General features: G+C 64.0%; 1 protein-coding gene. It reads right to left on the reverse strand.

Annotated elements, in window-relative coordinates; genetic code table 11:
- On the reverse strand, positions 1 to 872 hold an 872-nt coding region (locus ACTIEN_RS22265), incomplete at both ends, for a DNA methyltransferase (RefSeq protein WP_439525320.1).

Below are 872 nucleotides of genomic sequence, written 5' to 3' on the forward strand. Positions count from 1 at the left end.
CTGGCCTCGGCTGGGGTGACAATGAAGCCCGCGCCGTGCAACTTCACGCCGGGGGATGAAATCCCGTCATTCGCCTTGAGCGCTACCGCCCCCGCCACATCCGCCCCAATCCGCAGATTGGCGAAAATCTTGCCCTTTGATATGTCGAAGCGCACGCTTCGGCCCTCGGCCTCGGTCTGGCCGCGCACTTCCTCGGCCACGGTCAGCAGCCGCCCGTTGGCTTTACTCCGTTCCGCCACAGTCATGGCAATCCGCACCGCCGCCCCGTCGCCTGCATCCACCCAAGGGTGGTCTGGAATGGCAAAGGTCAGGGACAGGCCGGTTTTCGGGTCGGCCAGATGCGGTTCCAGCACTTTGCGGTTAAAGGTCTGGCGCAGGGAATTGGTGGTAATCAACCCGAAACGCCGCGTGCCCTTGGCGCGTGCCTTGGCGGTTGCAGGCTTGTAGCCCCGCGCGGCCAGTGCCGCCTTTTCCCACCAGAACATGACGAAATCGGCACTCTGGGGCATTTTCGAATAGGCTTTCCAAAGCGCCTCGGCATAGCCATCGCCCAAGGCGTCGCGCATCCGGCTTGCGCCGATGAACGGCGGGTTGCCCACGATGAATTCCGCCTCTGGCCATTTCGCGGGGGCGGGTTTGAGATAGTCTTGCACCGCCACGCGCGCTTCCGGGTCCGGCACCTGTTCGCCTGTGACCGGGTGGGTGATGGTGGAAACCCCATCCCAGCGGGTGACAGGTGCGCCCGCATCATCCAGCCGGGGTTGCGTGCCCGCATAGTTCAGCACCGCGTCGCGGTTTTCGATATTGCGGAAATCGCGCAGCACGGGTTCAGAGGGGCTGGCCTTGCCATGGGTGCGGAAATGCCATTGCAG

Source organism: Marivita sp. (genome assembly GCF_051859345.1).
In the GTDB taxonomy this organism is placed as follows: Bacteria; Pseudomonadota; Alphaproteobacteria; order Rhodobacterales; family Rhodobacteraceae; genus Marivita.